The organism is Absiella sp. AM29-15 (genome assembly GCF_003434225.1).
In the GTDB taxonomy this organism is placed as follows: domain Bacteria; phylum Bacillota_I; class Bacilli_A; order Erysipelotrichales; family Erysipelotrichaceae; genus Hoskinsella; species Hoskinsella hominis.
Genome location: NZ_QVFL01000002.1, coordinates 67,433 through 93,007, shown reverse-complemented (window position 1 = coordinate 93,007; position 25,575 = coordinate 67,433). Strand labels below are relative to the sequence as shown.

The following is a 25,575-nucleotide window of genomic DNA, read 5'->3' as shown; positions in this document are numbered from 1 at the left end:
AACTATATATAGGTTATTTTCGCAAATTGCAAAATAATTTAGGATTTTCGTACCTAAATTACGTATATGTATTAGTAGGAGGTAAATTCCAAATGGAAAATATATTTTCGTTTTGGGAGAGGAAAAGAATACATATGGATGCACTAGTACTACTAGTTGTGATCTTAACATTACTTTGTGTTATCCTAAAAAGATAAGCTAAGGTAATGTAAAATCATGTTCAGAAGCGGTCCTTATCACACTTTTGGAAAATCTGTACGAAAATCTTTTCCACTCTTGGGACCTCTTGTTTTAAAAAAGGAATGGATAACCGGCAAAGTAATCCATTCCTTTTCTGATGTCTTTCGACATCCACTCTTGGTGCCTTTATAATACTATAAAATGTTATCAACGTCAAGAGAAAATCATTTATATTTCAATGAATTTTAAGTCGTCATTCTAACCATCAATAGGTTATTTTCACAAATTGTAAAATAATTTAGGATTTTCGCACCTAAATTACGTATATGTATAGTAGGAGGTAAATTCCAAATGGAAAATATATTTTCGTTTTGGGAGAGGAAAAGAATACATATGGATGCACTAGTACTACTAGTTGTGATCTTAACATTACTTTGTGTTATCCTAAAAAGATAAGCTAAGGTAATGTAAAATCATGTTCAGAAGCGGTCCTTATCACACTTTTGGAAAATCTGCACGAAAATCTTTTCCACTCTTGGGACCTCTTGTATTAAAAAGGAATGGATCACCTCACCGTTATCCATTCCTTTTATGATGTCTTTCGACATCCACTCTTGGTGCCTATATAATACTATAAAATGTTATCAACGTCAAGTAAAAACAGACTTAAATTCTCAAAAAGGTTTAAGAACAATTCAACTCATAATCCTTTACTTTCTCTTTTTCTTCTTCACTTTTTTGCATATAGCTGTCACGGTAGAAAGAGAACCATAACTGTAAACACATGCAACACCAGATTACCGGCTCACAAATAATAACACCAAAGTAATCCAGCAACGGAATAAACAAGATTACAAAGACTATTTTTCCACAGAACTCAATCACACTGGATACAAGTGGTATTACTTTTCTACCTAGCCCCTGTAAAGAATTTCTCAGATTTAGCAAGATTCCTAACACTGCATAAAATGGAGCATTGATCATCAAATATAAAGACCCATTATCTAATACAGCTGCCTCATTAGAACCAGATATAAGCGCAACTAGTGGTCTGGCAAAAAAGAACATTAAGACAAGTGCTATTCCACCCCAGCAAATACTGATGATATTAGCTGTTTTTACTCCCTGACGAATTCGTTCCTTTTGATTTGCGCCTTTATTCTGTGATACAAAGGTAGATAATGCCATACAGAATGTAGAAGCTGGCATCATACAGAAAGAATTGATTTTTCTTGCGGTAGAATGACCTGCGATAATCAAATATCCAAATTTGTTAATCGCTGTTTGCAGGATTACAGTACCTGCTGATACAATTGCCATCATAAATCCCATAGAAAATCCTTGTCCTGCAAGCTCCTGATACATTTGTTTTCCTACATGAAAATGTTTTCTTTGTGGTATTAATAATGGTGCTTTGAAATAAATGTATACGAAACACAGCACTGCACTAATCGCCTGAGCAATGACTGTCGCAACTGCTGCACCCTGTACACCCATAGAAAACTGTGTAATAAACACGATATCCAAAACAACATTAATAGCACTGGATATAATCAAAAACACAAGTGGCATCACACTATTTCCAATTGCACGTAACAATCCTGCACACATATTGTACGCAAACATCACGCCCACAAAAATCGTTACGGTGAATATATAGGAATATGACTCTTCTATAATTTCAGGTGGTGTATTTAATAACTGTAATAATGGATATAAAAACAGTTTCGCAATGATCATAATCACGATGGTTAAAAATACCCCAATCACGATAGAACCTGCGACTGAACGTTTTATTGCATCTTCATCATTTGCTCCATAACAGCGGGCGGTGACAATGCTTAACCCATTGCCAACCCCTAATGCGAATCCTATCATCAGCTCATATATTGCTGAAGCAGAACCAATGGCCGCAAGTGAAGCATCTCCCAGATAATTTCCTACGATCATGGTATCCATCGTATTGTATAACTGCTGGAACACATTAGCGATAAAAATCGGAATCGCAAACAGTAACAGCGCTTTAAAAATATTGTCTTTTGTTAAATCTACTTGTAAATGAAACATACTACGCATCCCTTCTCTTTTTCCTATCTATGGTACACTTTTTTGTTTCATTTCGTCAATGATGTTTTTTCGATTGTACATAAGTTTCATAACTTTGTATCTTCTGCCTCCATGATATCTACTTTTCCAAACATTATCATGTTGCCTTGATCAATGATGATGCCGCCTTTTTCATAGATGCCATATACATCTTTTTGTTTTTCTTTTATTACAAGCTGCATGCTTTCTTTTTGTATCCTGGATGCTTGATAGTGTGGTTCTATTCCAAAACCTTTTAAACATCCTAAACCTTTTTCATACACAAATGATGGATAATCTTCATCTGGAGTAATGTGATATTCATCAAATTGCATCATTGCTCCTGCACTATATCCCATCATCACACCCTGATAATTTTTCAATAAAGATGTTAATTTAAATTCACGAATACGTTTCATCATGAGATCTGGTGCACCTCCGGTAAAAAACACGATACTGCTGTTCATAATCTTATTTTCCATCTCTATTTTACTGTCTGTGAAATAATTGACCCAATGAATTTGTTCACGTTTCAATCCATAGCGAAAGAATACATCGGTATTGCTTTTGTACCAGATGCCCTGTCCTGGTTTATATTGACGGTTCCAATCATCTAATGTCTTGGTATCATCAAAGAAGCTAAATGCCATCACACATACTTCATCCTGAGCAGATATATATTTTTTCAAAGCTGGATAACACCAGTTTTCATCAATCATACTGGTATTCATCAAAATATGTACACATTCCTTTTGATTCAGCCATGCTTTATCATCATGAATAAATGGTACACAACGTTTGATTTCGTCATGTTGAATCATGCCATATACACAAGGAAATGCGTGCCCTTTATGATCCTTCACAAAACGTATACGATTTCTTACTTTATCCATATCCACAACCAAAAAGATATATTCACGGGTATCTTTATAGAAAGCTGGTGCGAGGTAACGAAAACTGTTCCATGTCGCAAACTGGATATATCCTTTCGCCTTTATCTCTGATGTTCCATACGTTCCATTTTCTATTTCTTTTTCAAATGCTTCTTTTAAACAACAATGTATGATTTCCATTCTATAACCCCATTTCATCTTTATCATTATGCCATGATTCAATCCCTATCACAAGTAAATGTTTGACATCCTTTAAAAACCATGTTAAGCTGAATACAGACCAAAAGTCTGTATAGGAGAAAATTATGGCTAGATATGCACATCCAGAGAGAACAGTAGAAAATATCATCACAACTGCAACTGCCTTATTTCTTGAAAAAGGTTATGAACAAACCAGTATTCAGGATATATTAGATGCTTTGCATTTATCAAAAGGTGGCTTATATCATCATTTTGAATCTAAAGAAGCCATATTATCCGCAGTGATGGAGCATTGTAGTAAAGAATATCAGAAACAATTACACGATATCATAAATTCAATAGAAGCTGAGAATGGAAAAGCTAAATTAAAAGAATTATTACGTTATCTTGCCACGCATGCACAACGATATGGCTTTGAGAAAACAACAGCTATAGAAGCGAAAAATCCACATTTTGTGGTCAATGGTATGAGAAACTGTATGGAAGTTGATGCGCCCTTAATATCAAAATTTATTGAAGAAGGTATATCTGATGGTTCCATTCAAACAAGCGATCCTGATTTATGTGCAGAAGTATTCCTATTTCTTATTAACTATTGGATCAATCCTATCATCAATCCAGATGATTGTGACCAGATCAAACGGCGTTTATCATATTTAAAGCATATGATGGATCGTATTGGCTTTGATATTCTGGATGATGAATTAATGGAAGATATATGGCATGCCTATCAAAAAAATAATTAAAATATCTGCCTAAGCAGATTATTTTATACAGCAATACAGACCAATAGTCTGTAAGAAAGGAAGAACGCTGATGAAAAGAATGGATCCAATGGAAAAGACTAAAAAGGTATTACAAAAAACACAAGCTTTCAATAATCGTGTATGCACAAAAAGTAAAAAGATAAGCCACCCTTCAAAAGAGGTCATGGAGAAAGGTAATCATATTGGCGATATCATTGCTGGCGGATTGATTGTCGTTGGTGGTGTGCAGTTATGTTTTGGTTTCCCCTATTATGCTTTAGGTAGTAGTGGCATTGGAATTGTGACACTGATATCTCACAGAATATGTAAAAATCTAAATCACTAAGCGAAAAGGCAGAAAAATTATAATCATTCCTGCCTTTTTATATAACATGCTTGATAGATCATTTGCTTGATTTGTTGTGGGGATATGGAAATCGGGTTGATAGAAATATTTTTTTGTATCATCATTTCTATTAATCTATCTGCATCTTCTAACGTATGGATATAGTCGCTAAGTTGTGGATAATGAAACTGTTGTTGTATTTGTATGATCCAATTTATACAATCCATTTGGATGCGATCATTGATTTGATCATATCGACTTTTACATGTGCTGGCATTATACTGCATAATATATGGCAACAACATTCCTACACACATTCCATGATGTAATTGAGGAAACATCTCATGAATGCATCCCGCAAGTATATGATTGGCATGTAAATCATTTTCCATTGCAATTCCTGCATATAAACTTGCGAGTTGTAGCTGCATACGATCGTGTAATTCACCAAACAAGGCTGGTTTTAAATGTTTTGTTACCAACTGTATGGATGTAAGGGCACATTCATCAATAAATTCATCTGGCATCGTCATTGATTTTTTATTCGTATATGCCTCAATCGCATGCGCAAGAATATCCATGCTGCCATATAAAACCATGTCCACTGTTAATGATTTCATAAATTCACAATCTATCATCATAAAATCAGCACGAGCAGCTTTCTCAATGATACGATGTTTCCTACCGGTTCTATGATTCTTTACGACAATATTTTTACTAATTTCACTTCCTGTGCCAATGGTTGTCGGTATACAGATAAGTGGTATTGTTTTTTCAATATCATATGATTTATCATGTATAAAATTTAAAATATGTTGCTTTTGATCATACATCAAGGATACAGCTTTTCCAGTGTCTAGCACACTTCCTCCACCTATCGCAATCACACCATCACATTGATATTTTCGTGCTGTATATAATGCGTTCATAATCATATCATCATCAGGATCTTTTTCTATTTGATTATATTCGATATACGTAATATCTAGTGAAGATAATGCAGTTTGATAATATAGAGATCGTTGTATGGTTTTAGATATAAGTATCAACGCTTTTTGTATAGCATATTTATCTACGATATCCTGTAATTGATATAATGACTTATCTTGTATGACGATATCTGTCTGCTTGTAATGCTGAATCATTTCTTTTATGAAAACGATTGATCGTGACGATCAATCGTTATCTCCTAAATCTTCTCCATTGCTTGCGATTACTTTCTTATACCAATAGAAAGAATCTTTTTTATAACGTTTCAATGTTCCATTGCCATAATCATCCTGATCTACATAAATATATCCATATCGTTTACTCATTTCTGATGTACCAGCACTGATGATATCAATACATCCCCATGAAGTATAGCCAAACACATTTGCTCCATCATTGATTGCTTCTTTCATTTGGCGAATATGTTCACGCAGGTAGTCGATACGATAGGCATCATGAATCGTACCATCTTCATTTAATTGATCATATTCTCCCATTCCATTTTCTGCGATAAATATTGGTTTGTGATAACGATCCCATAATTCATTGATAATGATTCTAAATCCTATTGGATCTATCTGAAAGCCCCAGCTGGTTCTTTTTAGATGCTCATTAGGCACAACTGGGATACCGAAATCAGGTAAACCATTTGCACCGCCATTTCCATGCAAGGCACGTTCACTGACACTCATTGTGTAATAATAACTAAAGGAAATATAATCCACAGTATTATTTTTTAATATTTCTAAATCATTGGGCAACATTTCTATATGAATATTCTCTTTCTCCCACTCATTTAAGATATAGGTTGGATATTCTCCTTTGGATTGCACATCCACAAAGAAATAATTGTTGCGGTTTGCCTTTTGTGATAACAGATTGTCTATTGGTTTATTGGTTTCCGGATAGGTATGTGTAATTCCCAGCATACACCCTACCTGTACATCCTCTATGATTTCATGTGCAAGTTTTGTTGCTAAGGCACTTGCGATGAATTGATGATGAATGGCCTGATATTTTGCCTGTTTTTCATTTTCACATGTTTCAATAAAGACACCACCTGCGGTAAATGGCAAATTTAACATCATATTGATTTCATTGAACGTCATCCAGTATTTCACTTTATCTTTATATCGACGAAATACTGTTTCACAATATTTCAAATAAAAATCCACAGTTTTTCTATTCACCCATCCGTTATATTCCATTGCTAAATGTAATGGTGTTTCATAGTGTGATAAAGTAATCAATGGCTTGATACCATATTTTAAACATTCATCAAATACCTGATCATAAAACCGCAAACCTTCTTCATTTGGTGTTTCATCATCTCCATTTGGATAGATTCTTGCCCAGTTGATAGACATACGGAAAACTTTAAATCCCATTTCCGCAAGTAATGCGATATCTTCTTTATAGTGATGATAAAAATCAATTCCTCTACGTTTTGGATAATTACGAGTTTCTCGATTTCCTTTTAATATTTCTTCCACTTCGCATCTTGGAACAGTTTCCATATTCTTGCCTTTTGATTCTTCTTTTGTATAATATTGAACGACATCGGCAGTGCTATACCCTTTGCCGCCTTCCTTCCAGCCACCTTCCAACTGATTAGCAGCTGTTGCGCCACCCCATAAAAAATCTTTTGGGAATCCTTTTTCTTTCATAACGATAACCTCTTTCTTTTATGCTTGTGTTTCTTCCTTTTTTTCTTGTTTTGCAGCTTTATTTGCTGCGATGACAAATGGCAGATAAATAAGGGTTGCTACGGTGATTGCCAATATCTGAGATACAATAGATTGCCATGCACCGGATGTAGATAAGAATGCCTTAATTGGTTGTGGTGTTGCCCATCCTGCATCCAGCACTCCCGCAGGAACCAGTCCAAGGAAGATTTCCAATGCACCAATGGCAGTATTGACAAGTGGTGCCAGGACAAATGGAATCATTAAAATTGGATTTAATACGATTGGTAAACTAAATCATAGGTTCATTGATACAGAATAATCCAGGAATCAATGACATCTTTGCTACTTTAGAATAATCATCCTTTTTCCATTTATCCTTCATAAATTTAGCACAAATTAAAATGGCAATAATCAAACCTAATGTATTTCCTGTACCACCGATACAGCCAAAGTTTTCAAATAATGATTGCCATGTAAATGGATAAGGAGCACCTACAGTTGTCGCATGTGCAGCTGCAAAATCTAAGTTTACGATATTTGCTTCAGCGAACAATACTTTATAGATTGGTGATACTGTCGCAGTCCCATGGATACCAAAGCACCACAATAACATTGCCAAAAATTCTAAAATGAAGATGGTTGCCACATTGCCTCCCAGAGCAGTTAATGGTGTTTGAAGCATAGTATAGATCAAAGCGTTTAATCCATTAGGATCAATTTGTAATACGATAAAGTTCAAAATCGCACATACGACCAATACAATAATGATTGGAATTGTGACATTAAAGGATTTCGCAACTTCTGGTGGAACGGTATCCGGCATAGTGATACGAATCTTTTCAATACGTGCAAGCTTGGTAAAGCCCCATCCAACAATCAAACCGATAATGATGGCGATAAATAAACCATTTGCGCCAAAATAATTTGTAGAAAAATAGCTGCCGCTTTCTAAATTTTCAATTGGATAAAAAATGAAGAATGCAGTTAATGCAGTAATACCAGCTTTATTCCCCTCACCTTTGTATTCACGTGCCATATTTCTTGCGACAAGGAAAACAATGAATAAAGACATGACAGTATTGGTACCTGTCAACACGGAATTTAATACAGCCTGTGCCTGATCAATATTAGGGAACATTCCTACTAAGAATTGTCCAATAAAACCATTAGATGCGAATATTACATTGTTGATTACAACGACCAGCGAACCAGCAAGTGTAAATGGGAAAATCTGTAAGAATGCATCACGTATTGCGCAAATACCCTTCACATTCGCGATACGCATTGCGACTGGGATGAACCATCGATTCATGATGGCATCGAATGTTTTCATAACTTAATAATCCTCTCTTTCTGTGAATGAGATCCTGATCAGGGATCACGTCATGACGTATATATGTTATGATCAGTTTTTTACTGATGTATAACCTGATTGAATAAAACCTGCATCATCGGATTAATTTCTTTTAGTTCTTTATAAAAGATTCCATATTTGATGTTGCCTTGATGTTTATCGTAATACATATGTGTATCCTCACTTTTTTGTATAACGATACTGCCAAATACCGTATGCATCGTTATCGCATATTGGTTTGTTTTAAAATCACATTCCTCAAAACAAATGGATATATCTTTAGGATTCATATGTTTATGTTTTCTTAAATTTTTTAAATAATGGCGAATTGTCGCAATATCCGTTTCATCACAAAACAGTGATACTGCGATATATGGTAAATTCATCGAAACGTTGCCTGTTGTTAATATCAAATCAATATTTTCCATATTTACCTGATTTAATTTACTTGGTGGTAAGATTTCTTTTATCACAACATCTTGAAATGTGTTTTCTAATCTTGTTTTTAAGAGTTGCGCAGAACCTACACTTTGCCCTGTGACCAAGATTGCTTGAATCGTATGTAAATGTCGTTCAATTGCACTTTGAAAATATACCATGATATAAGCTACTTCTTCTTTTGATGGTTCTTTAATTTCATATCTTCTACTTGTCAGAATACAACTTAACTGTGTCAGATAGAATTCCAATGGATAACGTTTTTGTATTTCTTCCACCATCATGTTATTGATCTTAATATCATAGCGTAATCGATTAATCATTGGTTTGATATGAAAACGCAGATTCGAATGCAAATATACCTGATTAGAAAAATCAATACCAAACAGAATCGACATATGTTCGATCAGATATCTTGTATAGGCAAGTGTAAGGGAGTTTAGATCATTTGCTTTTGTATTACGCTCTACGATCTCAATTTCTTTTTTGCTTAAACCTCCACTGATCAAATGCCGATAAACATTTATCGCCTCAGCTTCTGTGATCTGTATATCGTATTGATGATTGATATTACGACATAATTTATTTGTAAATTCAAAATCTGTTTCATCAATCGCATCATCGTAATATACCAATTCTTTTACATCTTGTATGTAGTTGCCATGTTTGATTCTCAAAATCATTAACACAAGATACAAGAAGGCATTACTGTAATATGGTTCATTGATAATCTTTTTCGATACTGCTTCTATATGATTCATATTCTGTTCAAGAAATTCAATAATCGCTTCTATATCATCAACTTCCATATCATGAAATCTCTTAAATTTTTCACTTAAGTGTTGATAACGTTCAACTTCCATCACATGTTCATAAAGATAACGTTCCATATAATCAAGCAATGCTTTTCGTATGTTAATTTCACTTCCATGAATACATGTACCCTTTTTACTTTTTTCCATTGTAATATCATATCGTGTTAGTTTTTCAGATACGATATCCAAATCTTTCATAATAGAGCTGGCACTAACGAAATATAGATCTGAAAAATATTGAATGCTGTAATATGCATTGGGATTCCAAAGATACTGAAGATAAATTTCTGTTCTTCTATCCGATATACTGAGATATTCATCTTTTCCACTTTGTTCCTGTAATAGCTTATTTAATTCATTGATTTGATCATGTTTTAAATTTAAACGAATGCCACAATGTGGTTTTTTATCGACTTCTATATGAATGTCTGCCAGAGTTTTCATTAAAACATTTACATCATTAGAAACTGTCTTATAAGAAATCTGAAGCATATCTGCATATTCTTGCAAGGTCTTATAATCGTTTTCTTCAATCAATGATTTCAACAATACTTTTTGTCTTTCATTCAATTTCATTTTCATCAGCTCTTTCTTTACATCTTCATTATAGACGATTTTATGATTACCCGAAATAACAAAGCAATACCAGATTAATGTGGCAAAAATAGAATACACAGGTATATTTTCTCCATAAAAGAATAAAAAAAAGGAAGGATCTTTCATAAGAAACATTCTTCCAACTATATTAAGCAACTATTTTGTATTGTCAATCCTTTTATCTCGCTAATGAATATCTATACAATATCCATTTGCTTTTTCTAGTATTTCTTTCCAATTATATGGAAATCCATATTTTTTCTTATCAACTTTAGTCTTTTTAAATTCACTTAAAAGTCTGAAAATCAATCTTTTTCCTAAATCATGATTAGGATTAAGCAAAATAATAACATATATAAAATAAAAAGTTGAACTATTGTCTTTATCTGGATCATAAAACGGAGTTTTATATAACAACATTTTAATTGTATGTTTAACATCATACAATCTATGAAAATGACAACATTGATTTCTAAAGTAGGCGATAGCATGGTAGAAACTTTCAATATATGTATAACTAATATTTTTATAGGATTGCTTCACCATATTTTTTTTATCTTCATTCGTCATCATACTAAATAATTTCGAAACATTTCCAAATGATAATAATTCTATTACAACCCATAACGGCATATCGCCTCCATATTTAGTTTTGTGATGCTTAATAATTAGATTGTTAGGGTTATTATTTTTTAAATCTTCAATTTTCTTTAACAAATTTCTATGTTTATTTTTGGCTATTTCTTTAAAATTGCTATCATCCATATATCCATCAGCGCCATAAGCCAAAGAAAAATAATTTGCTAATCTTGTTTTAAAATAGACTTCTACATCATTAATAATTTCAATTATCATACCTCTTAAAACTTTATCAAATTTATAAATACTATATATTTGTTCAAAAGTGATATATTGATAAAAGATATCATTATTATCTACAAAGTTTATCCAATAACCACTTAGTCTATAGTAATTTTCCTTCTTTAACACTTTTAATGCATTGCTCTTATTCCCAACTTTCAATTTTTTATCTATCATTAAATGTTTTAATTGTGTTTCAAAAGTCAATGCTTCTTTCAACTTACTTTTTTCATCCTCCATATTATTCCCCCTTATCATTTTACAAAAAAGAGCTCCGGTGGTACGCATTGTTAAGAGGCGGCGGAGCTACTGTCAACATTATTATATGATGTTTTTATTTTTTTTGCACTTTATGTATAGTTTATTTTTGCTTTTAACATTATTTATAGTATTTATCTATTATTGCAATATTTAGAGGCCTTCTAAACACCATAAAAGGACAGGTACTCCCTGTCCTTCATTTCTTATAGATGTAATTGTGAATACAACTGGCAATACGTATCCGCACTGTGGTCCCAGCTCACGTCTGTGTCCATTGCATTGCGTACCAATGTCTTCCAGTCTTCTGGACGATCATAGTAAACGCTGATTGCATTGTACATAACCTGAATCATTTCATCAGAGTTATAATTTGTGAAACTGAATCCATTACCAGTCTTATCAAATTCATTGTATGGTGTAACCGTATCTTTTAATCCACCAGTTTCTCTTACAAGTGGTAAAGTACCATAACGCATACTAATCAATTGAGAAATACCACATGGTTCAAACAAAGATGGCATTAAGAACATGTCACAAGCTGCATAGATACGATGTGCCAAAGAATCATTGTATCCTTTATAGAATGCAATTTTTCCACGGTTTCCTGCTTCTAATTGTGCCATTTTTTCTTCAATGCTTGCCTCACCACTACCAAGTACAGCTAACTGAATTGGCATCTGACAAATTTCAGAAAGTTTTTCCATCATCAAGTAGAATCCCTTCTGCCATGTTAGTCGGGAAACGACCCCAACCAACATGACATCCGGATCTACTGTAAGACCTAATTCTTTTTGTAATGCTTCTTTGTTCAACGCTTTTGCTTTTTTCACATTGACCTTGTTGAAATTGTAAGGAACCTGTGGATCAGTCATAGGATTCCATGATTCAATATCAATTCCATTTGTAATGCCCCATAAATCATATTTACGGATATTCAATACCATTTCCAGATGTTCTCCGTACTGTGGTGTTAAAATTTCTTGTGAATATGTTGGAGATACCGTTGTGACTTTATCAGCGTATAGAATACCTGATTTCATAAAACTGATACCGCCATCATAACGTACGTTTCCATTGTCATAGATACGATAATCAAGACCTAAACAGCTATCCAGCATTTCCACGCCGAAGTTGCCCTGATAAGCCAGATTGTGAATCGTATATACATGACGAATGTTACGATAACGTTCATCAAAGCTGTGTCCTTCTTTACACATTGCAGGAATCATACCTGTGTGCCAGTCATGACTATGCATGATTTCAGGGAAGTAATTCAGCTGATTCAACATTTCAATAACAGCTTTCTGGAAGTAAGCAAAACGCTCACCATCATCCATATAGCCATACATGTTATCTCTTTCGAAATACCCTTTATGTTCTACAAAATAGAACTTTACATCTTTTACCATACTGCTCCAGATATTTACTGGTACTTCGTGGTAGGCAATAGAAACACTGTATTGTGCTTCTAACTGAAAATCCTGATGGTATTTTTCAGCAATTGGTCTATACAAAGGAAGGACTACGCGCACTTCATGTCCTTTGTTAGACAGTGCCTGCGGCAAAGAACCGATAACATCTGCAAGTCCACCACTCTTGATGAATGGAAGACCTTCGGCAGCAACCATTAATATTCTTGCCATTAGATTTTATCATTCCTTTTCACGTACATAGGCTTATCTGGCTGCGCAAGAATTTCTTTCTTACGTAAGATTCTAGCCTGTTTATCTACAACTACATTTTCAATATGAACATCTTCACCAATGACAGCACCAGGAAGAATGACACTGTTTTTCACAACTGCGCCTTTCTTAATGACACAACCACGTCCGATGACAGAGTTTACGACATCTCCTTCAATCAGACATCCATTGGATACCATGCTCTGTTTTACTTCTACACCTGAATAGTATTGTGCAGGACAAGAGTCGTTGGTACGTGTATAGATTGGCCAGTCTGGTTTAAACAGATCTAATACACGATCATAATCCAGAAGGTCCATATTTGCATTGAAGTAGCTGCGGAAATCATTAATACATGCTACATATCCACGGTGTGCTACACCACGAATATCTAATTCTGTACATTCATCATTTACGATATCTCTGAACCAGTATAAAGAACTAACATTGGCAGCCTTTTTCACAAGGTCCATAAATAATTCTTTGCTTAATACATATGTTTCAAGAGAAATTGCTCTTGATTTATAATTTCCACGGTTCTTATCAATTGAAAGAACACCCTTCTGCTTGTTTAAATTTAAAACGTCGCAATTGATAAATGCTTCTTTGGCATTATCAACGTTTTGATATAATACTGTAATATCAGCACCGCTTTCTACATGTGTATCCAGCAAATCACTGAAATCCTGACGATAAATCATATGAGGTGGTGTAATGATAACATATGGATAATTGACATTTTCAATAGCCAGCATGTTATTCATAAAAGAGTTGATATCTGTACTATACAGATCATTGACTCCATAGGATGGTAAAATATGCATCTTACCACGTTTTGAGTTAATATTGTAATGACGGCCTGTACCTAAGTGCTCAATCAGACTTCTTGGATTTGATTTTACAAACACTTTGATGTGGTTGACACCACTATTGCTCATATTACTTAATGGAAAGTCCACCAAACGATATCTTCCCAAAAAGCTGAATGCTGATAATGGACGATAGTCCTGCATTCCCTTGACAAATACATCAGGTCCTTCATAGTTTACAATTCCAAATGCGTTACACATAACTATTCACACCTCACTCTCTTGCTGATCAATTCAATATGTTCACTGTTTGGATCACCGACAACTGCACCTGCATCAACTTTCACACCTTCAGCAATAATTGCTCGGTTGATGACGGCACCTTCTCCAATTTCAACATCTGGCATCAATACAGAGTCGTTGATAACAGCTCCTTTTGATACTTCCACGTTTGTAAACAATACAGAATTGTTAATTTCACCATTGATCATACAGCCCTGATTGATATAAGCATTATCAATCTTAGCGTCTGGTCCAATGAAGTGAGGTATTGTAGCAACGTCTTCTGTGTAGATCTTCCAGTTAGGATCGTTCAAGTCAAGCTCGTTATTCTTTCCTAAAAGATCCATGTTTGCTTCCCACAGAGAATCAACAGTTCCTACATCTTTCCAATAACCTTTGAACTGGTAAGCAAATAAACGTTTGTTTTCATTCAGCATTGCTGGAATGATATCCTTACCAAAGTCATGGTTACTGTTTGGGTCATCCATATCTGCAACCAGCATTTTTCTCAGCTGTTTCCAGTTAAAGATGTAAATACCCATTGAAGCCAGATTACTCTTTGGATGTTCTGGTTTTTCTTCAAACTCAACAATGCGTCCTGTTTCATCCGTATTCATAATACCGAAACGGCTTGCCTCTTTCATAGGCACTGGCAGAACAGCAATCGTTGCGTCAGCATCACAAGCTTTGTGATGTGATAACATCTTGGAGTAATCCATTTTGTAGATATGATCTCCTGACAGTATCAATACGTAATCCGGATTGTGACTATCAATGAAATCGATATTTTGTGAAATTGCATCTGCGGTACCACGGTAAACATCAAATGCCGCTCCGTCTTTTTCACGAGGTGGCAATACATACACTCCACTATCTTTTGCGTCAAGTCCCCAACGCTGTCCTGCTGCTGCATAAGAGTTCAGTAAAACTGATTCATACTGCGTCAGCACACCAACAACGTTAATATTGGAGTTTGCACAATTGCTTAGTGGAAAGTCGATAATTCGATATTTCCCTCCATAGTACACTGCAGGTTTTGCAATCTTTTTGGTCAAGGCATATAGACGAGTACCTCGGCCTCCGGCCAGTATCATGGCCAACATGTTGTTTTGTCTCACAGTAAATCCCCCCTTAGGAATTTTCATCTATATATCTAGTATAATAACTTTTGTCACAAATTTCCAGCATTTTTTATATATTTTTAAACTTTTTGTATGCGTTTTCAAATTTGGGACTATTTTGCGGTGCACAAGCAAAAACATGCAAAAAAAGTCAAGTTAAAATTTTATGTATTTTTCATGAAAATTTTTAACTTTTTATTTCCCGCATGTTCAGTATATTAACATAGTTTTCAAAATATTCCTTATTTTTTTCAAAGGAAATATCTGGAAAAGGTAAATTTTAGATAAAGTCATACATTTGTAACAAATCTTCTACAGTTGTGGACTTACGTTCCTCTCCTTCTAATACCTTTACAATTTTTCCTTCATTCAAAATGATAGTCTTATTTCCATATTCGAGTGCCTGACGCATATTGTGGGTAATCATCAGGGTTGTGATGTTATGTTCTTTTACTATTTTATCAGTGATCTCCATCACCTGTGTTGCGGTTTTAGGATCTAAAGCTGCTGTATGTTCATCTAGCAGCAACAGCTTTGGTGTCACAATGGTAGCCATTAATAATGTTAAGGCCTGCCGCTGTCCTCCTGACAATAAACCAACATTGGTCGTGATGCGCTCTTCTAATCCTAAATTCAACTCTTTTAATTTTTCAATAAAGAAAGAACGGTCGCCTTTTTTGATTGCACGTGATAACGTCGTACGTTTTCCACGACTGTAAGCCAGACCAAGATTTTCTTCAATCGTCATATTGGGAGCTGTTCCTTTTAAGGGATCCTGAAACAATCGACCGATTTTCTTAGCACGTTTATATTCTGGAAAAGAACTGATATCTTCACCATCTAATATAATACTGCCAGAATCATTTGGCAAAGAACCGCTGATGACATTCAATAACGTACTTTTTCCAGCGCCATTGGTACCCAATACACTGATGAAATCACCTTCCTCAACATGAAAGGAAACATGATCTAACGCTACTTTTTCATTAACTGTCCCCGGATAAAATGTTAGGCATAAATCTTTTAAATCAAGCATGTTTCTTCCCCCTTTTTCCAACCAGCTGAGGTAATGATATGGCAAGTGCCACAAGAATTGCACTGACTAATTTTAAATCCGTGCTGGCAATACCAATCTGCAAGGCTATCGTCAATATAAATCGATAAGCGATTGCGCCGACAATAACAGCCATAAAATGATATACAAGTGTCTTTTTGCGCAAGAAAGCTTCCCCAACAATGATGCTGGCAAGTCCTACGACCATCATGCCGATACCACCACTGACATCCGCAAAATTCTGATATTGTGCAAAGATGCCACCGCCAAGTGCCACGATCGCATTTGCTAAGGATAAACCCATGATTTTCATCATATCAGAATTGATACTGGAAGCTCTTACCATGGCTTCATTATCTCCTGTTGCACGTAGACTCATACCCAACTGTGTCTTTAAAAAGGCATATAATACAACTGCAAGCAATACTAAGATCAAACCAATCAAAACCGCTTTATGATAACGTCCAAGACCTTCAAAAGCAGTAAAAATCGTTGTTAAGCCAAAGGTAGAAATATTAGGTTTTCCTGCCATGATTTTTAAATTGACAGAGTATAAAGCAGTCATCGTCAAGATGCCCGCAAGAAGGGGCTGTATTTTGCCTTTTGTCTGTAAAAGACCTGTCACAATACCTGCCACTCCTCCTACGATAAATGCCATAAGAATGCCTAGATAAGGATGTCCTGCCACACAACAGATTACACTTGCGGCACAACCTGTGGTAAAACTTCCATCAATGGTTAAATCCGGGATATTTAAGATACGAAAGGAAATAAATACCCCAAAGGACATAATCGCAAAAATCATCCCCAACATGATTGCATCCATGATTACATCTAAACTCATAACTGCTCACCCTCTCTTGTTTGTATACGTTTATTCTTCGATCATGACTAAGTTTTTATCATTCTTCACTTCATCTGGAAGTGTGATCCCCAAGGTATCCATTGTCTTTTTATTTACATAGATATTTAAATTTGTATTGAATACTTTTACTGGGATATCTTCTACTTTTGTACCTTTTAAAATCTGATCTACCATCTTTGCTGTTTCCTGTCCAAGTTCTGTATAATTGATACCTACTGTCGCAAATCCACCATCTTTTACCATAGAATCAGCACCTGTGTATACTGGCACCTTTTTCTTATTTGCGGCTTCCACAAGTGGTGCCATAGAGCTTGCGACGGTGTTATCATTTGGTGCTAAAATAGCATCTACAGAATCTGTCAATACAGAAATAGCACTCTGTAATTCTGAAATATTTGTTCCACTGCCTTCGACTAATTCAATATTGTTTTCTTTACAATATGCTTTGGCTTTTTCAAGGTTAGTTACTGAATTGGGTTCACCGGGATTGTATAAGAAGCCCAGTTTTTTCATTTTTGGATCAATCTTTTGTGCTAAAGCAATGATCTGATCAATTTGAATTTCATCACTTGTTCCTGTGATATTTTTATCAGGTTTTTCCACATTTGTCATTAACTTAGAACCTACAGGATCACTGACTGCCGCAAATACAATAGGAATATCTTTGCTGTAGTTTGCTGCTGCTGTCGCTGTTGGCGTAGCAATTGCTACAATGACATCTGATTTATTTCCGGCAAATGTTGACATGATAGAATTAGCTGTTGTTGGATCATTTCCAGCATCTTTGAAATCATATGCAATGTTTTCGCCTTCTTTATATCCTAATCTTTCCATCTCCGCTTTGAATGAATCACGAATTTCATTCAGACTTGTATGCTCCACAATCTGTGCTACAGATACAAGTGGTTTTTTCTCATCCTTATTACTGCTACATCCTGCTAATACACCTGCACACATCATGCATGCCATTAAAGTTTTTACTGTTTTTTTCATTTTCAATTTCCTCTCTTTCATCATTGTGTTGTTTGTTTTTTATTTGTTTTATTGGCTTACGCCATCGCCATTCTCCTGTGTTTAACACAATGACCACCTCCCTTTTGTTATAAAAAAAGCACCCGTCCAAAAGTCTTTTGACTTCAGGACAGATGCTGTATCTTCATCTGCGGTACCACCTGATTTGATGTTTTCCTTATTTTAAAACATCCTCTCATTCAAAATGCTATCACATTTCTAGCCCTTTAACGCGAGCACACGTCTTGGATACTAAGCATTTGCTTTTCCCCTCGCCCTCCAAAGTCCATTTACAAGCCTGCATCTCTATCATGATTCCACCATCCATGACTCTCTATCAGCGCACAACATGTTTTATCTCTTTGTCGTAGGTTTCTTCTAATTTACACCGATTTTTCTTTTATGTCAACCCAAAATTGAAAATTTTATCATTTATTTTGTGAAAATTATTTCAGTCAATCTTTCCATTTCCATGCAGCCTGGCCAGCGCCTGCTTCAAAATGATACTTCACAATACCTAAATCTATTTTTGAATATTTCCCTGATAATGCCTTTACACTTACACAATGATCTTGATGAAGTGTAAATTGAAATTGTTGTTTATTCATCGCAGTTGGTGCTATCTGTACACATCGCATACCATCTAAAAACCATGATGGCATCTTAGTTTCTGCCACACAAAGTTCTTCTATTGGTTTTGATTTATGAGGTTTTCCACTTTCTTTGCCATAACCGATGGCTATGACACAACATAATTGTTCATCATCATGTATGGGAATATGTTTCCTTTGAAAACTGCCTGCCACCCAGCAGGTATCAAGTCCTAATGCGATGGCCTGACATACGATTTTTTCACCATAATAGCCACAGTTTTCTTCCAGTTTCTCACCTGGTTTTCCTATCAATGCGATATAGTTTTCAACATTTGAAAACCTTCCAAAATGCGTAAAAAAGCTTTGAAATGCCTTTGGCTCCTGAAGATACATACGTATATGTAAACCACTTTCTTTATTACAGGCTTCTATCATTTGTCTTAGTTTTCTTATGGTATCCTGATCAATAACCTCTTTTGAATATTTTCTTATCGCATGGCGCTTTTGTAAGATTGCTGCTTCATTCATCATTTTTTCCACAGTTTCTTTCCTCTTCGCTCATTTCATTCATCAGCTTTTCCACATGCTGTATCAAATCAGTAAAACGTTTCCAGTTTGCTTCCTTGCCACTCATATGATAGAAATTTTTTGTGCCAATAGAATACATTTCCACAATACCCGCTTCCTTCAACACCTTTAAATGATGAGATACCGCAGGTCTGGAAAGGTGAGTTTCCTGCGCAATATCATTCACACGCATGCCTTCAAAATGACACATCAAACTTATCATGATCAGTTGACGGTTTTCATCTCCCATCGCAGTAAATGCTGTTCGACAATTCGCAAATTCCTTTGCGAGCTGTTTCATTTTTTCTTTGCTGTCCTGCATTTGATCACATCCTTATCCCTTGTATTATACAGGATATTTCATACTTTTGCGCATTGGTAAAGCAAATCAAGACGAAAGAAAAAGCATGGTAAGTTCCCATGCTATTTTCTTAATTGATATCCTTTTTCAAATTCTTCTTTTGTATGATCTTTGATCCAGAATCCAAAATGGGCACCATATTTACCTTTTCGATCAGCACCAGCTGTTTTTATACGACCTGTTGGCTGCTCTATGCCTGCAATCTTACAATCAAAAAGAATCTCCTGTCCATCCATCACGTCCACAAGATCACCTTCCTGAAAGCTTCCCTGTACAACATCTACACCTAATACACAGGAGCCATCTTTCATAGCGAAACAATCTTCTATAATCGCAACAGGTGCTTGTTTTATCACTGGTTTTTTATAAAATAACGTCTTATAGAAGGGTTCTATATTTTTCACTACATTCATGGAAAAATCATCGTGCAGCGGCACAAAATAAATTGGAAATCCTTTTCTATAAGGCATTGCGGCTTTTGCTAACTGATCAAATACTGTTGTTTGATCTCCACAATGATCCACAATGAGCAGCCAGCTTTCTTCAGCATTTCGCACCATAAACTGTAAATAGATCGCATGCACATCTTTTATTCTTTTCGCAGCTTTTTTTAATGCCTGTACCATTTCATTGGGATCGTCTTTTGGCTGTCCATAAGTTATCGTTTCATCTTTTTCTACACGTTCTTTTTGCACATGTGTTCTTGCGTCTAATTGCTGTTTCAGATTCGCAATCAGATCTTTTGTGAACAGTTTATTTTCATGGAATGGATTGATCACAAAACCACTTGCGTTTCCATCTTCCTTTAAAACCAAGGAAGCATAATCATCAAAATGCATCACAACAGTTTGTTGTTGTGCGACATCCTGCCATTTCTTTAATTCCTTCCAATCTGTAAATGCCAAAAAGAAGCTTTCATTATTAGAATTAGAAATCATCGCAAACTGAATGATTGTAGATTCCTTTAATGTAACAGTGCCATTTTCATCTGGTTTTTCTTTGATATCCATCATTACAGGACATAAAAAATCTGCCTTCATGACTTCATCAATCATATGATTTAAATCTTCCAGGCTTTGCGTTTCATCATAGTGTTTCATTGCCTCCACTAAGGTAGGATTGGTAACTGGTTTTTGAATATCCATAATGTTCTCCTTATTTATGATATGGATTATGATGCTGAATCATATATCCTCTGTAAATCTGTTCTAATACAAGGACTCTGGTCATTTGATGTGTAAATGTCAAATCGCTTAGTTTCCAGCGATAATCCGCACGTTTTACAACTTCTTTTGATGGTCCCAGACTGCCGGCTATAACAAATGTGATATTAGGACTTTGATAGATCTGTATAGATTCTAGTTTCTTCGCAAAGGCGATGCTATCAATCATTTCTCCCCATAAATCTAATAAGATCACATATTCTCCATCTTTGATTTTGCTTAACAGACGTTCGCCTTCTTTATCCTTTACGATTTCATTTTCCGCCTCACTATTGCTTTGTGGGGCATTTTCATCTGGCACTTCTACAATTTCCAGTTTTGTGAACGGACGAAGACGTTTTTCATATTCTTCAATCTGCATTCGCAGAGCTTTTTCTTTTAACTTACCTACTGCCACTATTTTTATCATATACTTACTCCTAACACGGTGAGTGGATGATGCATATATTTTCGTTTTAACGTGTGAAAGATACGATGAGCAATCAACACTTCCATCACACTGGAAAAGGTATCCACAGCATTCACAACCCATGCCTCTCTACAGGTTGGGGGAATAATCGTCAATGGCCACATATGTTTTCGTATGATTTCTGCTTCTTTTGCATTGATATTAAAATCACGTAATGCATTATGATATGCGAAATTCGCATGACGAAAGCCATGCCATTTATGCCATTTTTCTTTTTCATGCCAGTCATACAGGAAATAATCATGTAATAATGCCCCTGTAATCAGACTTTTTTCATCACTGTGCAAGTGTAGATGACAATTCATCGCATAACTGTAATAAGCAACCAAAATGCTGTGTGTCAGCGTTGAAATATCACCATGCTGCGTATAACTTTGCATCTGTTTTAAAGATGCCTGTGACAGCAGTTCTTCCACTGTAGTTTTAAAAAAATGTAATTGTTCCTGTTTCATCTCATCACCTGGGTATGTTATATCACAATTTTTGTAAAACTGCCATATTTTCACTTCTTACTTTTTCTTCTTTTTTCCAAGCAAAGCTGCCGCCGCAATGGAAACAACCCCTGCCACAGCTAATGTACTTTTATATGCTTTTTCTTCCAGCTTCATGATTTTATCTTTTGTTTCCGTGTTTTTTATTTCCTTTGGTTTATGAATTACACGAACTGGTGTTTGATAGCTTTCCACCATACAGGAAGCCATTGCTCTTAAATCATCGTAAGATGTACAATTATTTTCTTCCATAATCGCCTGAACAGCATCTTTTTGCTGCTTTGTTAAATCTTCAGGATTTGGTTTCTTTTTCGCATATGTTTTGATAAAACTAATAATATTTTTATAAAACAATTTTGCCTGAGATAACATTTCTTCATATGTATGTGTTCCCTGCATCAACAACTGTTGATTTATTGCCTTTTTTTCATCCTCAGACATTGCATTCCAATCTTCTTCTCCTGACAGAATAATGGAATAGTTTTCTGCACTGACTTCTTGAAAAGCACCCTTCTGATCACTCATATAAAGACTTATAAATTCCTGTAACATATATTCTACTTCTTTAGCATCCAGGATAAAATCTTCATATATTTTACAATCATAATTTAATAATATTTGATCAATGATTTCTTTTTCCATCTTTGACATGCGTTTCCAATAGCTTCTTCCAAGCATGATCTGTTCATAATTATGAATATCAATTTCTGAATAGATTTCTCCATCTTGATTGGATACATACACTTTAACAAATGATTTTGTGGAGCTATCCAGCATTTGCGCAACATTCAATAGCTGTTCATATGGCTGATTGAGCTTTGCGTTAATTGCTTCTTTTGTGCGAAGGGATAATAAATTCCAATCAATCTCCCCGGATAATATCTTCTGATAATTGGATGCATCCACACTGAAGTAACATCTTCCATCCTCACCAATCATATGTGATGATAAAAAAGTTTCCACTGTTTTTGATAAACTGTTTGCTTCAGATAGCATTTGTTCATAAGTACTGCCACCATTTGCCTGTAAGATTGCATTTACAGCTGCTTTTATTTCATCTTCCATACCTTCATATGCAGATTTTCCCAGCATGATTTGTTCATATTGATTGGCGCAGACCTCCTGATATATATTTTCTTCATCATCCATGAGATATGTATGCATAAAAACATCCGTTTTTGATTTTAAACGTTTTGCTTCCGCCAACATCTGATCATAGCTTTTGCTTTGTGCTGCCAGCAGGATACCATTGGCAATTGTCTTTTTATCTGCACTCATATAATTCCAGATATTTTCCCCTGATAAAATTGTCATAAAATTAGAGGAAGTGATATCCTGAAAAGGATGTCCATGATGATCTTTGGCGTAGCGATTAATGAATGCTACCGTCTGATTCAACGATGCAACTGCACCCTCTTTTTTCTGCTTGGTTTTCATGAAAACTCACCTTCCCTCATTTTTGTTTATATGGTCTATACCATTATATTGTTTGAAAGGCAACTTTGCAAGCGTTTTCGATAAATGTTTACTATTTTCATTTCATTTACATCTTATGTAAATCACAACTATAAAAATTATCATACCACGATAACAAAAAGCTTACACGATAGCTCGTATATCAATTTTATTTTTTACAATTTGATAAATAAAAGCTCTCATCTAAGTGCTGTTTGATTTCTTCATCACTGAGTGTTTCATCAAGTACCAGTGTGATCCAGTTTTTTTTGTTCATATGATAAGCTGGATAATATCCTGGTTTATTTAAGAGTTCTTCTAATTGTTCTGGTTTTATTTTTACATCTAAAATTTCTATTTCTTTATCTTCATTCATAATTTTTGACGCATGGATATTTAGAATAATACCATACCATTTTTGATTTTGTGTATTACGAAACACGCCATGTCCAGGATATTTTTTCCACAAAAACTCTGGTGTTGTTCCATAGGTTTCTTTCAGATATACAGCGATTCTATTTGACTGATTTCCTATAAATGGCTGTGCATTGTAACAATTTGATACAATATCATATAGAATTTCAAAATATGCTTCTCTCATTTTTGACACAAATTCTCCCGTTTGTTGTTTGATCCGATGATTGACATATTCTTCTCCACTTTCCATATCATATAGTTTTCCACTTAAATTTCCTTCCTCATCAACATGAATTTCCACATTGAAAACATCCATCATGATGGTGTGATATATGTATTGTCCTACTTGTTTTTCAAAACCATATGCGATTAGCTTATGGAAATTACAACGTGCTTTTCTGGTTACTTCATTTTCCATTTGTGTCAACTCCTGATGCTTATATTATATCGTATAAACATAATTTCTGTATATGCAAAAAAGACCTGCCTATTCGACAGGTCTGATTCATTAAGCATCTTTCATGGAATCTAAAATACCATCAACCAAAGCATCCATTTCATTACGATTTGCATCGTTCATACTGGATACAAAGGATAATTCTTCATTCAGAATACTCATCTGTTTCATTTCATCTAAGCATTCTTTCATCAAGCTGCCTGATTTAGGTGCCCAGGAACCATTTTCAATGATACCCACCACACGTTTTTGAACATTTAATGCTTTCATATCCATAAGGAAATTATGCATAACCGGATAGATACCTAAATTATATGTCACACTGGCTAATACTAGATGACTGTATTTAAAGGTTTCAGAAATCAGCTGGGATACGTGTGTATTTGATACATCATAAAGTGCTACATTGTGCATGCCTTTTTCCACAAGTTTTGTGGCTAACACATGAGCGGCATTTTCAGTATTTCCATACATAGAAGCATAGGCAATTAATACACCTTTTTCTTCTGGTTCATATGTGCTCCAGTGTTGATATTTATCAAGGATATATCCTAAATCATTACGCCATACCGGTCCATGAAGCGGACAGATCATCTTGATATCGATCGTCGCAGCTTTTTTCAATAATGCCTGTACATGTGCACCATATTTCCCAACAATATTGGTATAGTAGCGTCTAGCATCATCGATCCAATCACGATCAAAGTTCACTTCATCATTAAACAGCTTGCCATCTAAGGCACCGAATGAGCCAAAGGCATCAGCGGAGAATAATACACCATTGGTAATATCAAAGCTTACCATGGCTTCTGGCCAGTGTACCATAGGTGCTTCTACGAATGTAATCGTATGTGTACCAAAACATCTGGTATCGCCTTCTTTTACTTCTTCCATTTTTTCCACATCAAAGCCAAACTGGCGCATTAACAGGAAGCCTTTTTCTGTAGAAATCACGGTAACATTTGGATAACGCAACAGGATTTCTTCTATACTTGCCGCATGGTCTGGTTCCATATGATTAATAATCAGATAATCCAGATCTCGTCCTTTTAATACAGCTGCTACATTTTCTAAGAACTGGCGCCCAATAGACCAATCAACTGTATCAAACAGCACTGTTTTTTCATCCAAAAGAAGATAGGAGTTATAGGAAACACCTCTTGGAATTGGATGAATATTTTCAAATAACGCAAGTCGATGGTCATTTCCACCTACCCAATATAAATCATCACATACTTTTCTTACGCATTCCATTGATTTTTC

Annotated in this window: 24 protein-coding genes; 2 read left to right on the top strand and 22 right to left on the bottom strand. The window is 35.1% G+C overall.

The window, feature by feature from the left end:
- Positions 1 to 864 precede the first annotated feature (864 nt).
- Complete coding sequence (locus DW761_RS02510) at positions 865 to 2,247, bottom strand: MATE family efflux transporter (RefSeq protein WP_117454249.1); 1,383 nt, start codon at positions 2,245 to 2,247, stop codon at positions 865 to 867.
- Positions 2,248 to 2,333: 86 nt separating this feature from the next.
- Positions 2,334 to 3,338 carry a DUF952 domain-containing protein gene (locus DW761_RS02505; protein ID WP_158552271.1) on the bottom strand — a complete coding sequence of 335 codons (1,005 nt, stop codon included), beginning with the start codon at positions 3,336 to 3,338 and terminating at the stop codon, positions 2,334 to 2,336.
- Positions 3,339 to 3,463: 125 nt separating this feature from the next.
- Between DW761_RS02505 and DW761_RS02500 the strand changes: the two genes are divergently transcribed.
- Positions 3,464 to 4,105: a TetR/AcrR family transcriptional regulator gene (locus DW761_RS02500; protein WP_117454251.1), complete on the top strand. Its 642-nt coding sequence runs from the start codon at positions 3,464 to 3,466 to the stop codon at positions 4,103 to 4,105.
- A 70-nt stretch (positions 4,106 to 4,175) separates the two neighbouring features.
- Positions 4,176 to 4,451, top strand: coding sequence for a hypothetical protein (locus tag DW761_RS02495; RefSeq protein WP_117454252.1), 276 nt, complete (start codon positions 4,176 to 4,178; stop codon positions 4,449 to 4,451).
- A gap of 23 nt (positions 4,452 to 4,474) precedes the next feature.
- On the opposite strand, the gene DW761_RS02490 is transcribed toward DW761_RS02495, so the two are convergent.
- From DW761_RS02490 to DW761_RS02400, 20 genes are all read right to left on the bottom strand, one after another.
- Positions 4,475 to 5,596, bottom strand: coding sequence for an iron-containing alcohol dehydrogenase family protein (locus DW761_RS02490; protein WP_117454253.1), 1,122 nt, complete (start codon positions 5,594 to 5,596; stop codon positions 4,475 to 4,477).
- A gap of 30 nt (positions 5,597 to 5,626) precedes the next feature.
- A complete protein-coding gene (locus tag DW761_RS02485) occupies positions 5,627 to 7,108 on the bottom strand; it encodes a glycoside hydrolase family 1 protein (RefSeq protein ID WP_117454254.1) in 1,482 nt (493 codons plus the stop codon).
- A gap of 18 nt (positions 7,109 to 7,126) precedes the next feature.
- On the bottom strand, positions 7,127 to 7,390 hold the full coding sequence (locus tag DW761_RS21330; RefSeq protein WP_207732783.1) for a PTS sugar transporter subunit IIC: 264 nt from the start codon (positions 7,388 to 7,390) through the stop codon (positions 7,127 to 7,129).
- Between the two features lie 28 nt (positions 7,391 to 7,418).
- On the bottom strand, positions 7,419 to 8,462 hold the full coding sequence (locus DW761_RS02480) for a PTS sugar transporter subunit IIC (protein ID WP_207732784.1): 1,044 nt from the start codon (positions 8,460 to 8,462) through the stop codon (positions 7,419 to 7,421).
- An 80-nt stretch (positions 8,463 to 8,542) separates the two neighbouring features.
- Positions 8,543 to 10,411, bottom strand: coding sequence for a BglG family transcription antiterminator (locus DW761_RS02475; RefSeq protein WP_158552272.1), 1,869 nt, complete (start codon positions 10,409 to 10,411; stop codon positions 8,543 to 8,545).
- Positions 10,412 to 10,519: 108 nt separating this feature from the next.
- Positions 10,520 to 11,434 (bottom strand): Abi family protein, encoded by a 915-nt coding sequence (locus DW761_RS02470; RefSeq protein ID WP_158552273.1) that lies wholly within the window; start codon positions 11,432 to 11,434, stop codon positions 10,520 to 10,522.
- Between the two features lie 224 nt (positions 11,435 to 11,658).
- Positions 11,659 to 13,098 carry a glycogen synthase GlgA gene (gene glgA, locus DW761_RS02465; protein WP_117516319.1) on the bottom strand — a complete coding sequence of 480 codons (1,440 nt, stop codon included), beginning with the start codon at positions 13,096 to 13,098 and terminating at the stop codon, positions 11,659 to 11,661.
- A complete protein-coding gene (gene glgD / locus DW761_RS02460; RefSeq protein WP_117516318.1) occupies positions 13,098 to 14,207 on the bottom strand; it encodes a glucose-1-phosphate adenylyltransferase subunit GlgD in 1,110 nt (369 codons plus the stop codon). The genes glgA and glgD overlap by 1 nt, the downstream gene beginning before the upstream one ends.
- 2 nt (positions 14,208 to 14,209) lie before the next feature.
- Complete coding sequence (locus DW761_RS02455; RefSeq protein ID WP_117454259.1) at positions 14,210 to 15,346, bottom strand: glucose-1-phosphate adenylyltransferase; 1,137 nt, start codon at positions 15,344 to 15,346, stop codon at positions 14,210 to 14,212.
- A 283-nt stretch (positions 15,347 to 15,629) separates the two neighbouring features.
- Entirely contained in the window at positions 15,630 to 16,385 is a 756-nt protein-coding gene (locus DW761_RS02450) for an ABC transporter ATP-binding protein (protein WP_117454260.1), read from the bottom strand.
- The gene (locus DW761_RS02445) at positions 16,378 to 17,247 is read right to left on the bottom strand and encodes an ABC transporter permease (protein WP_117454261.1); all 870 of its coding nucleotides are present in this window, start codon (positions 17,245 to 17,247) and stop codon (positions 16,378 to 16,380) included. Before DW761_RS02445 ends, DW761_RS02450 begins: the two co-directional genes overlap by 8 nt.
- A 30-nt stretch (positions 17,248 to 17,277) precedes the next feature.
- Positions 17,278 to 18,261, bottom strand: coding sequence for an ABC transporter substrate-binding protein (locus tag DW761_RS02440; RefSeq protein ID WP_117454262.1), 984 nt, complete (start codon positions 18,259 to 18,261; stop codon positions 17,278 to 17,280).
- A 473-nt stretch (positions 18,262 to 18,734) separates the two neighbouring features.
- Positions 18,735 to 19,403 (bottom strand): nitroreductase family protein, encoded by a 669-nt coding sequence (locus DW761_RS02435; protein ID WP_207732834.1) that lies wholly within the window; start codon positions 19,401 to 19,403, stop codon positions 18,735 to 18,737.
- Positions 19,393 to 19,761 (bottom strand): winged helix-turn-helix domain-containing protein, encoded by a 369-nt coding sequence (locus DW761_RS02430; RefSeq protein WP_117454263.1) that lies wholly within the window; start codon positions 19,759 to 19,761, stop codon positions 19,393 to 19,395. Before DW761_RS02430 ends, DW761_RS02435 begins: the two co-directional genes overlap by 11 nt.
- A 101-nt stretch (positions 19,762 to 19,862) precedes the next feature.
- Positions 19,863 to 20,945 carry an enhanced serine sensitivity protein SseB C-terminal domain-containing protein gene (locus DW761_RS02425; RefSeq protein ID WP_117454264.1) on the bottom strand — a complete coding sequence of 361 codons (1,083 nt, stop codon included), beginning with the start codon at positions 20,943 to 20,945 and terminating at the stop codon, positions 19,863 to 19,865.
- A gap of 10 nt (positions 20,946 to 20,955) precedes the next feature.
- Complete coding sequence (rlmH, locus tag DW761_RS02420) at positions 20,956 to 21,432, bottom strand: 23S rRNA (pseudouridine(1915)-N(3))-methyltransferase RlmH (RefSeq protein WP_117454265.1); 477 nt, start codon at positions 21,430 to 21,432, stop codon at positions 20,956 to 20,958.
- Entirely contained in the window at positions 21,429 to 21,944 is a 516-nt protein-coding gene (locus tag DW761_RS02415; RefSeq protein ID WP_117454266.1) for an HD domain-containing protein, read from the bottom strand. Before DW761_RS02415 ends, rlmH begins: the two co-directional genes overlap by 4 nt.
- Before the next feature lie 57 nt (positions 21,945 to 22,001).
- Positions 22,002 to 23,420, bottom strand: coding sequence for a hypothetical protein (locus DW761_RS02410; protein WP_117454267.1), 1,419 nt, complete (start codon positions 23,418 to 23,420; stop codon positions 22,002 to 22,004).
- 187 nt (positions 23,421 to 23,607) lie between these two features.
- Positions 23,608 to 24,273 (bottom strand): MmcQ/YjbR family DNA-binding protein, encoded by a 666-nt coding sequence (locus DW761_RS02405; protein ID WP_117454268.1) that lies wholly within the window; start codon positions 24,271 to 24,273, stop codon positions 23,608 to 23,610.
- Positions 24,274 to 24,363: 90 nt separating this feature from the next.
- The gene (locus DW761_RS02400) at positions 24,364 to 25,566 is read right to left on the bottom strand and encodes an FprA family A-type flavoprotein (protein WP_117454269.1); all 1,203 of its coding nucleotides are present in this window, start codon (positions 25,564 to 25,566) and stop codon (positions 24,364 to 24,366) included.
- Between the last annotated feature and the right edge of the window lie 9 nt (positions 25,567 to 25,575).